Origin of the sequence: Paenibacillus taihuensis, assembly GCF_003386535.1 — a bacterium.
Classification (GTDB): Bacteria; Bacillota; Bacilli; order Paenibacillales; family Paenibacillaceae; genus Paenibacillus_Z; species Paenibacillus_Z taihuensis.
Window position 1 is genome coordinate 70,906 of record NZ_QTTN01000030.1, and the last position, 9,827, is coordinate 80,732.

Annotated in this window: 8 protein-coding genes; 6 read left to right on the plus strand and 2 right to left on the minus strand. The window is 52.4% G+C overall.

The window, feature by feature from the left end; translation table 11 throughout:
* Nucleotides 1-136: 136 nt before the first annotated feature.
* Together A8990_RS21750 and A8990_RS21755 are read right to left on the minus strand one after the other, a co-directional pair.
* A complete protein-coding gene (locus A8990_RS21750; RefSeq protein ID WP_147306847.1) occupies nt 137-571 on the minus strand; it encodes a DUF3888 domain-containing protein in 435 nt (144 codons plus the stop codon).
* A 72-nt stretch (nt 572-643) separates the two neighbouring features.
* Entirely contained in the window at nt 644-1,123 is a 480-nt protein-coding gene (locus tag A8990_RS21755; protein WP_116191158.1) for a hypothetical protein, read from the minus strand.
* Nucleotides 1,124-1,454: 331 nt separating this feature from the next.
* Here A8990_RS21755 and A8990_RS21760 point away from each other — a divergent pair, with 331 nt between their 5' ends.
* The 6 genes from A8990_RS21760 (at nt 1,455) to A8990_RS21785 (ending at nt 9,691) form a co-directional block, all read left to right on the plus strand.
* Nucleotides 1,455-2,366 carry an amidoligase family protein gene (locus tag A8990_RS21760; protein WP_181909707.1) on the plus strand — a complete coding sequence of 304 codons (912 nt, stop codon included), beginning with the start codon at nt 1,455-1,457 and terminating at the stop codon, nt 2,364-2,366.
* 163 nt (nt 2,367-2,529) lie between these two features.
* Nucleotides 2,530-4,305: a cache domain-containing sensor histidine kinase gene (locus tag A8990_RS21765; RefSeq protein WP_116191160.1), complete on the plus strand. Its 1,776-nt coding sequence runs from the start codon at nt 2,530-2,532 to the stop codon at nt 4,303-4,305.
* Nucleotides 4,306-4,352: 47 nt separating this feature from the next.
* Nucleotides 4,353-5,969, plus strand: coding sequence for a response regulator transcription factor (locus A8990_RS21770; RefSeq protein WP_116191161.1), 1,617 nt, complete (start codon nt 4,353-4,355; stop codon nt 5,967-5,969).
* A gap of 126 nt (nt 5,970-6,095) precedes the next feature.
* On the plus strand, nt 6,096-7,094 hold the full coding sequence (locus A8990_RS21775; RefSeq protein WP_116191172.1) for an ABC transporter permease: 999 nt from the start codon (nt 6,096-6,098) through the stop codon (nt 7,092-7,094).
* 12 nt (nt 7,095-7,106) lie between these two features.
* Nucleotides 7,107-8,033 (plus strand): carbohydrate ABC transporter permease, encoded by a 927-nt coding sequence (locus tag A8990_RS21780; RefSeq protein WP_116191162.1) that lies wholly within the window; start codon nt 7,107-7,109, stop codon nt 8,031-8,033.
* Nucleotides 8,034-8,182: 149 nt separating this feature from the next.
* Nucleotides 8,183-9,691, plus strand: coding sequence for an ABC transporter substrate-binding protein (locus A8990_RS21785; RefSeq protein WP_116191163.1), 1,509 nt, complete (start codon nt 8,183-8,185; stop codon nt 9,689-9,691).
* Nucleotides 9,692-9,827 lie beyond the last annotated feature (136 nt).

A 9,827-nucleotide genomic window follows, 5' to 3' on the forward strand; every position in this document is an offset into this window, starting at 1 on the left:
TTTTCCGCCAATGTAGATACCTGGAGGACTCTCTTTCGCTCATTCCGCGAGTTTTCCGCCAATGTAGATACCTGGGTACCACTTTTATGTTAATTCCGAGTTGGTTTTTCTATTACCACTACCACCTACTCCGCCCCTACTTCCGAATATTCGCCCAATTCGGCGGCAGCTCGTAATCCGCCAGATGCTCGTAGCTCACCACATCTACTTGGCTTGTATTGCTCACGGTCAACCTGATCCTATCCTTACCCGCACTTAGGTGCGGACCGACATAAAGATGGACCGTTACGGTCACATCAATTCGCGATTGGTGGTATGTATAGGTTAATTCGTTAGACGGGAGGAACGGTGCTACAGTTGGCAGGTACGTTAATAGGTTGCTGTAATACTTATTCACCTCTGCTTGAATGACCGGATTAAGCAGCGTGAGGACAAGCCTTTGACACGGCTCTTCTTCATTCGGCGCTGCCTGCACTCTCGGCACAGCACCAACCATCAACGCTATAAACAACACCATTACGATTCGGTAGCTAGACAGCTCTCTCGACCTCTTTTCTAATGCGACTCCCATTAGCTTTGCCCCGCCGCCCACAAAAAAGATGCTACCCCACTCTTGTAAGATTGCGTCCCTCGCAGGAATATACTAAGTTGTGCCGGCTGTAGCGATGCCGTTAAATACAGCAGGACCGGCAAGTTCGAATTCGAATAGATTCGAGAGCGGATTGTCCACGCTAATGAACATCGTATAACGAATTTGCCCAGCCGTGACCGCAGCTGCCGGAGGAAAGCCGCCGGCGCTTACGCTAAGCGGCGCAATCGTCGTCTGTGCCACGCCTACCGATACGACCTCTTCCAAAATCAAAGCGCCCGTGCCCGCCGTTCCCGTACCGTTTCGCTCAATCGTTATTGTAATCGTCGCAGAAAGATCCGGGATCTCTTCATCTCCTGTCGTCGGCGCGAATACTTTTGCAACAGAGGCTGTTCCCGTAAGCAGCGCGCGAACATTGCTAACGTTGAACGGAGAAACACCAGCCGTTTGAAGACCGATATCGCCGATTAAGAGCGGTATACTCGAGAGCACCGTGGTGCCTGTACTGTCATTGGAATGAACCGATAAACGCATGTCCAAAAACTGATTAGCCGTACTTAACCACCTCCTATCGTTTCTCTATATGCTATGAATGCCTTCTCGCAGAGGAACTAGATGAGTGTGCATCTTTGAGAGAGGATTGCTAGCCGGATCTAACGAATTAATGATGTAGCGAAAAAAGCAATCTTAGGAGGCGAGCAGCGATGCCGAGAATAAAAATCCCCCGTTAAGCCCAAGCCCAAGCTCAAGCTCAAGCCTTTGCTCGAACTCGAACTCGACCTAGAACTCGAACTAGAGCCCGAGATCCACCTCCTCTCACCGTTTAATCAACTATTCTTACAAAATGAGAGGATCGGTGATTGGCATGCGGCCATCAGTTGTGGATTGGAAAATGCTTCGTTTTGGAGTAGAAATCGAGTTTATTGGAGGCAAGCCGGAGGAGCTCGAACTGCTGCCCGGCTGGGTCATGTCGCTGGATGAGCATCAGCTAGACGAGACGGGCCTGCTGTCGGGAAGCGAGCTCAAGCCGCCTCCGATGCTATGGTCCGAGCGCGAGCAGATCCGCGTCATGCTCGCGCGGCTCAAAGCGCAAGGTGCATCCGCCAACTGGAGCTGCGGCCTGCACGTGCATGTCGGAATCGAACCGTGGGGGCAGGATGCGGTTCTCGCCTTGCTGGATGCTGCTCTGCGACATCAAGGTGCGCTGGAGCAGCTGCTGCGGATGAGCGAGCACCGGCGGATGTACTGTCCGCCGGTGACGCAGGAGATCCGCGACCGCTACGCGGCGGAGCCATGCGCCGAGTCGGTCCGAAATCAAGCGCGACCGCAATCTCAACGGTGCGGCATCAACACGGGGACATGGTTCGACATCGGAACGGTCGAAATCCGCTGCGCCAACGGCAGCGTCGAGTTTGACGAGGTGCTGAATGCGATAGAGCTCTGCTTGCGTTTTGTCGCTGCGGTCGGAGCTGGCGCCAACCTGCCGGACAACGGCGATCCGCTCGCGCTGGCGGCCGCACTCGGCGCACCTGCGAGCGGCTATCCCGCTCCGGCACCGGCTCCGCAATGGTACACGGAGCGCATCTGGCTCGAGGATGCGCTCTTCCCTTCCATGATGCCGCTCGTTCAGCAGCTTATCCCTGGCGGTGAGCTGCATGACATCCTCCCCGTCGCAGACGGGCTCAGGCTTACCATCGAAGACACCGACGGAAAGCATCACCAATATGTCGTCGAACCGCCAACGTCCGGCTGGACGGTGAAACGCCAGCTCGCCTAGCATGAATAAGGGCTGTCCCTCAAGTCACTAAGACTTAAGGGGCAGCCCTTTTGTTTTCCAGCGCGACGATAGACCCAGATTTTGTTGCCGCTTTCATTTCTCTAGGGTATGCTTGGAATAGCTGGGAATAGCTTGAATACTATCGCGCGAGGGATGGGGAAATATGCAGTATTGGCAGTCCGTTCGGTTCAAGATTGTATTCGGCTTTTTGCTTATGACTGCACCGATGGTGCTCTTTCTCGTCTACAACAATGTGTATGCGACGAATGTCGTGCGCGACCAAATCTCCCTGCACTACAACAACCTGATGGAGCAGCAAGTGAAGAATAACGACGCCATTTTGCAGGAAACGATGCGTTATCTATACCGTATGCAAGGCGACCCGGACATTCAAACGATCCAGAACCTCTCACTAGCCGATGACGATTCGGACTATACGATGGCGAAGATGGAGCTGACCCGGCGCTTCCTGCTCGATACGGGCTACTACAATAAAGTCGACACCTTCTTTGTCTATTCCCGCAAAGATGACGATATGTTCTTCTCCACCCAATACAGCTTCCACTTTGCAGAGGTACAAGATGCCCTGCTGAACTATACCACGGAGCTTGCCTCAAAGGATTTGCCCGAGGAGACGCAGCGCTGGGAGCGCTTCTCCATACCGCACGACACGAATTATCTCATTAAGACGGTCGATCTTGGCTTCGGCGTCTATATGGGGGCACTCGTGCAAATTGACCGCTTAAACGAAGAAGTCAGCAAATTCGACGTCGGTCCGGACGGAGCGACGTTTGTCGTTGACAAGGCGGGCAATCCGCTGACGAACTCGCCGCTGCCTGTCGTGCAAGAGACGGTCGTGCATAACGATATCGTGCAGATGACCAAGCAGGGCAGAACGACCTGGAACCACAATCATTTTCTCGTCATTACCCAGCCGTCTGCCATTTCGGATATCCACTATATGATCGTTATCCCCGAAACCTATATTTTGAAGAACCTGCCCTATTTCCAAAAGATGCTCTATATCTGGATCCCGCTCACCGTCGCCATCGTCCTCTCCTTCTATTTGCTGTTCCTGCAGCGGGTGATGTTCAAGCCGCTCGTCGCGCTCGTGCGCGGCATGCGGAAGCTGGGGCAAGGGAAATTCAATGTTCGGCTTCCGGTCAACCCCGATAACAGCGAATTCGCCTTCATGTCGAGCACGTTCAACCTGATGGCCGAACAGATCGAGAAGCTCAAAATCGATGTGTACGAGGAACAGATCCGCGTGCAGAAGGCCGAGTATAAGCATCTCCAAATCCAGATCAATCCTCATTTCTATATGAACAGCCTCAATATCGTTTATAACCTGGCGGCATTGAAGGACTACAAATTGGTACAGAAGATGAGCCTGCATCTGGCAGACTACTTCCGTTTCTTAATGCTTGGACATCGGACGATGATTGCGCTGGAGGATGAGATCCGGCATATCGAGCATTACTTGGAAATCCAGAAGATCCGCTATGTGACGAAGCTGGAGTATGAGATTCATGTGCTTCCCGAGCATTTACCGGTGCAGTTGTCCCCGCTCTTGCTGCAGCCTTTTGTCGAGAATTCGGTCATACATGGATTTACCAAGAAGGTTCAGGACGGTGAGCCGTTCCGTATCGCCGTATGCTCGAGCAAGGACGATGAAGAGCCCGACCGCTTCCTCATGCTGACGGTTACGGACAACGGGCCGGGATTTCCGGAGGAATTTCTGGAAGGTCTGCAGAATGGCGATCATTTCGAAGGAGCCGGCGAGCAGCATCTCGGGATCTGGAACATTCTCCGACGCTTCCGCATGCAATACGGCGATGAAGGCGGCATTGCTTTCCTGAACGGCGCGTCCGGAGGGGCGATAGTCCGAATGCGACTGCCGCTTCACGGGACGAGCAGGTTAGTAGAAGGCGGACAATAGCACTTTCTTTTCTCATACGAATACGAACAATAAAGGGGATTACTCGGATGGTTAGCATGCTTGTCGTCGACGATGAGATCTACGCGCTGAAGGGGATTACACAAGGTATCGATTGGAGCGATTTACCGATTGGGAGCATTTTGGAGGCCGAGGATGCAACAAGGGCAATTCGGCTGCTGGAGGAGCATTCGGTAGACTTGATCATTTCCGATATTGAGATGCCCGGCTTGAATGGACTGGAGCTGCTTCGCTGGACACGGGATAACCGCCCGCAGACGCTGACCATCTTCCTTACGGGGCATGCGAGATTCGATTACGCCCAGGAAGCGCTGCATAACGGCTGCTTCGACTACATATTGAAGCCTGTCGATCACGATACGTTGAAAGAAATCGTGATACGCGCACTCGCTGAGATCGAGCTGCGCCGAGAACGGCAGCAATTCGAGGAGATTATCGATATTAACCGGAGACAGTGGAAGAATCAGCTTCCGATCCTGGTCGAGCGTTTCTGGCAGGAGCTTCTGTCCGGCCGCGTCCGTCTGTCTCCTGGACGGTTGAATCGGCAATTCGAATACTTCGATATTCCGCTGAATACGGGAAGCAGAGTGCTTCCGGTTCTGCTCAGCATCGAACAGTGGGATATCGAGCTCGATGCGCGCGACGAGAGCATTATGGAATACGCGCTCCGGAAATCGGCAGCGGAAATTATTTTGGGAGAATGGCCGGGCACTGTGCTCCAAGATCGCAACGAACTGAACATGGTGCTGCTTTATTTGAACGAGGGCGATACGGCCGATCGTGCTGCTTTGCTGCGGAGATGCAGTGAATATGTAGACGCGTGCCAAAGCTATTTCCACTGCAGAGTGTCCTGTTATGTGGGCGAAGACGCTGGGCTAGGCGGACTCTCCAGCTCTATTGATCGGCTTCAGCAGCTCGAACGATCTAACGTATCCGCACCGCAGTCTGTCCAGGACGCAGCTTCGTCCGGTTACGAAATGAGCGGCGCCGGTACGGGCATCCAACTTCCTTCATTCGCGGATTGGGGGGCTCTGCTCGATAATGGCAGTTATGAACAGCTTGGCATGCTGGTCGAAGATACGCTCAAGCAATGGCAGTCCGAGCAGGCAAGCCGCGAAGCGCTCGAGCTTTTCCACTACGGCATGATGAGCATGATGTATCGTGTCGCTTATCGCAAGGGCTTTTCCATCTACGATGTGTTCACCGTCAGTGAATTGAAAGACTATCAGGTTCCGCGGAATTCGATCCAGCTGCTGGCATGGGCCTCCAAGATGGTGTACAAAATGGGACAAGCCATCGCGGAACGTCCGCGCGACGCTTCCGCCGTCATTGCGAAGGTTCAGTCGTTCATTCATGAGAATTTGCATAAGGAGCTGACCAGGGACGACATCGCCGCTTCCGTCTACCGCAACCCGGCTTATTTGTCGCGTCTGTATCGCAAAGAAACAGGAAGCTCCTTATCGGACTACATCACGGAGGTGCGCATCGAACGCGCGAAGCGACTCCTGATCGAAACGAACGATAAAGTGAGCAACATTGCGGAAGGCGTCGGCTATGTCCATTTCTCCTATTTCGCCAAACTATTCAAGAAGATGACAGGGCTATCCCCTCAAGAGTATCGCAAAATGTACCAAATCCTGCATTAGTCGCTTTAAGTGCTGGAATCTCCCGAATGTCACCACAGTGCTATGTCAGTCACCGTAGTAGATAGATGGCTAAAGTCCCACTCCTATACAATAAGGGTACAAGAGAAAGAAAGGATGGTTATGGGGATGACGCCAACTACAGAAGCTGTGGACGCCGTGGCGAAGACGTCAGTGCCGAAAACGAAATCGCGAACCAAACAAAACATCGGCTATTGGAAGAGGTTTGGGCCTTTCTATATTATGATGGCTCCGGCACTGCTGGTGCTGCTGCTCAACAACTACCTCCCGATGCTCGGCTCTTTGATCGCCTTCAAGCAAATTGAGTATACGGCCGATAGTTTCATCCAAAGCTTCCTGGACAGCAAATGGGTCGGGCTAGCCAATTTCGATTACTTGTTCAGCACGACCGATGCTTGGACGATTACCCGCAACACGCTGCTCTACAACGCCATCTTCATCTTCTTGAATTTGGTTATCGGCGTTACGTTCGCCCTCCTCTTCAATGCCATGAGAAACCGCCGACTGGCGAAGCTTCACCAGACTGTCATGTTCCTTCCTTACTTTCTGTCGATGGTCGTTATTTCCTATCTTGTATACGCCTTCTTGAATCCGGACATCGGAATCCTGAACCGTATAGTGCTGCCTTGGCTCGGGGTTGAACCGATTGACTGGTACTCGGAGCCGAAGTGGTGGCTGATCATCCTGCCCATCATCAATACTTGGAAAGGAATCGGGTATTACGCGGTTATCTTCTTGGCCGCTATTATCGGAATCGACCAAGAGTATTATGAGGCGGCAACGATAGACGGTGCTTCCCGATGGCGTCAAATCCGCAGCATTACGCTCCCGCTGATTCGCCCGGTCATGATCATTCTGACTCTGCTGCAGATCGGCCGCATTTTCTATTCCGATTTCGGCTTGTTCTTCCAGGTGACCCGCAACTCGGGAATCCTCTACGATACGACGCTCGTCATTGATACCTACGTGTACCAAGGCTTTATTGTAAGCGGCGATATCGGCATGTCTTCCGCGGCCGGCCTCTATCAAGCGCTCGTCGGGTTCGTGCTGGTGCTGCTGTCAAATCTGGTCATTCGTCGGATCAGCAAAGACGATGCATTGTTCTAAGGGGGACTCCTAATGTCGACAGTTGTAGCAAAACGAAAAAAGCATTTCAATGAAATCGCAAGCTTCCCGAACTTTCTCATTAACGGTTTCTTCTGGTTCTACACGATTATATGCATACTGCCCCTCCTTCTCGTGATCGCGGTATCTTTCTCGGATGAGAACTCCGTGCTCGTCGATGGTTATAAGCTGTGGCCCGAGAAGTTCAGTACTGCGGCGTACGACTTTCTTCTCAGTGACTGGGTGAGTATCGTCAGATCTTACGGCACTTCCCTCCTCGTCACATTGGTCGGAACGTTGATCGCGCTTATTACGATGGCGCTGTATGCGTATCCGATATCGAGGCAGGATTTTCCGCATCGCAAAGCGTTCTCCTTCATCATGTTCTTCACCCTGCTGTTCAACAGCGGTCTCGTTCCTTTCTATCTGCTGTATACACAGGGCTTGCATCTGCGGGATAACCTGTGGGTGCTCATGATTCCGATGTTCGTTCAGCCGTTCTTCGTCCTGCTCATCCGTACCTTCTTCACGCATTCCGTGCCAGCTGCACTGCTGGAATCGGCGAAGATCGACGGAGCCGGCGAGTGGCGCATATTCGCCCAGATCGTACTGCCGCTGTCGCTGCCCGTTCTTGCGACCGTCGGCCTCTTCTGTACGCTGAACTACTGGAACGACTGGTTTCTAAGCTTGCTCTTCATTAATGAAGATACGCTGTACACGATCCAGTTCCGCATGTATCAGGCTCTGCTCGATATCACCTTCTTGAGCGCCAACTCGACGGCTTACTCGGCGATCCTGGCTCAAAATCCCGACTACCAGCTGCCTACGGAAACCGTAACCATGGCAATGGCTGTCGTCGGTATCGGCCCGATCATCTTCGCATACCCGTTCTTCCAGCGCTTCTTCATTAAAGGATTGACTGTCGGCGCGATTAAGGGCTAGCGAGGCACAGTGAGTGAGTTGTTTAGTAGGTAGGCAAATAGGTAAGCAAGTAGGTAAGCAATAGGCGAGCAGGTATTCCGAACGGCTCGGTCCGGTTCCATCCGGTTGAGTATACATCGCACTTAAACTTATAAGGGAGGCACAACCACATGTTCGTAGAAAAAAGAAAGCTGGGAAGAAGCATCTCTCTGATTGTAGGGGCAAGCCTTATTCTATCGGCGTTGCCGGTAGCGAGCGCTGCATCCAGCAGCCCACTTGCACCATACAAGCTGACTTTGTACTACCCTGGCTCTCCGGCAAAGGACGAGGCAAAAGTCGAAGCGAAGATGAACGATTATTTGAAGTCCAAAATCAACGCGACGATTGACCTGATCCCGATCGACTGGGGCCAATGGGATAGCAAAATGAACCTGCTCAAAGCAAGCCGCGAGCCGATGGACATTATCTTCACAGCCCAATGGAACGGTCATGCGAACGACGTGGCGAAAGGCGTGTTCCTGGCGCTCGACGATGCCAAAGGACCTGCCGGCAACCTGATCGCCCAATACGGCAAAGACATTACTCGCTCCCTTGATCCCGCCTTCCTGAAGGGATCGAAGGTAAACGGCCATAACTACGGCATTCCGACGAACAAGGAATTGGCTGCGCAAGGCGGAGTTATTTACCGCAAAGATATCGCCGACAAGCTCGGATTGACTTCGCAGCTGAACAAAGTGAAATCCGTTCAAGACCTCGTTCCGATTCTGGCATCGGTGAAGAAGAAAATGCCAAGTATGACTCCGCTCTTCCTGCGTGACGGCGACAACTTCAACTCGCACTATTTCATGCAGCAGGATTACCTTGGCGATACGACAATCGAAGGGTTGATCCGCAAAGACGGCACAAGCACCAAAGTCATTACAAGATTCGATGACAAGAAGTATATGGATCAGCTGTCGTTAACCCGCGATATCTTCAAGAAAGGGTATATTAACCGCGATGCCGCTACGACGCAGCTGTCCGGTCAAGATGCCTTGAAGAAGGGCAACGTATTCATGATCGTCGCTTCGCTGAAACCAGGCAAAGATGCCGAGGTCGCAATTGCTGCGAACCTGGCTGGCAAGCTGAAGCAAATCAACATGACGGACCGTACGGTATCGACGGGTGAAACAGCAGGCTCCATGCTCGGCATTTCCTCGACGTCGAAGGATCCGGCACGCGCAATGATGTTCATCAATCTGCTCCACTCCGACAAATACTTGAACAATCTGCTTAACTTCGGTATCGAAGGCACGCATTACTCGAAAGTATCTGGCGAAATCATCAAGCCAGGTCCGAGCGCAGCGAACTACAATCCAGGCGCGACTTGGATGTTCGGCAACCAATTCCTGAACTATGTTTGGAATACGGAAGCTTCCGACAAATGGGCACAATTCAAAGCCTTCAACAAAGGCGCGAAGATGTCCCCGGCGCTTGGCTTCACCTTCAACGCTCAGCCGGTGAAATCGCAAGTAGCCGCTCTCGTTACCGTCCGCAGCAAATATATCGCCGGTCTGGAAACAGGCGCAATCGATCCATCGAAAGCGAAAGAATTCCAGAAGAAAGAAATCGCGAACGGACTCGATAAAGTGTTGAAAGAGAAGCAGAAGCAACTGGATGCGTTCCTGAGATCGAAATAAGCTTAGTTAGAGTGAAGCGAACCACGGGCGATGAGCCGTGGTTCGCTTTTTCTTCGTTAGTTGGCTGGGCTGTAGTCCAGCAAACCGGCTTATTGCGCTCAATTCGACGGTTTCCCGCCAATGTAGCTACCTGGAG

Bases quoted from the DNA above. Each gene is read 5' to 3' on its own strand.
- A8990_RS21750 (WP_147306847.1), bottom strand. From the start codon at position 571: ATGGGAGTCGCATTAGAAAAGAGGTCGAGAGAGCTGTCTAGCTACCGA.
- A8990_RS21755 (WP_116191158.1), bottom strand. From the start codon at position 1,123: ATGCGTTTATCGGTTCATTCCAATGACAGTACAGGCACCACGGTGCTC.
- A8990_RS21760 (WP_181909707.1), top strand. From the start codon at position 1,455: ATGCGGCCATCAGTTGTGGATTGGAAAATGCTTCGTTTTGGAGTAGAA.
- A8990_RS21765 (WP_116191160.1), top strand. From the start codon at position 2,530: ATGCAGTATTGGCAGTCCGTTCGGTTCAAGATTGTATTCGGCTTTTTG.
- A8990_RS21770 (WP_116191161.1), top strand. From the start codon at position 4,353: ATGGTTAGCATGCTTGTCGTCGACGATGAGATCTACGCGCTGAAGGGG.
- A8990_RS21775 (WP_116191172.1), top strand. From the start codon at position 6,096: ATGACGCCAACTACAGAAGCTGTGGACGCCGTGGCGAAGACGTCAGTG.
- A8990_RS21780 (WP_116191162.1), top strand. From the start codon at position 7,107: ATGTCGACAGTTGTAGCAAAACGAAAAAAGCATTTCAATGAAATCGCA.
- A8990_RS21785 (WP_116191163.1), top strand. From the start codon at position 8,183: ATGTTCGTAGAAAAAAGAAAGCTGGGAAGAAGCATCTCTCTGATTGTA.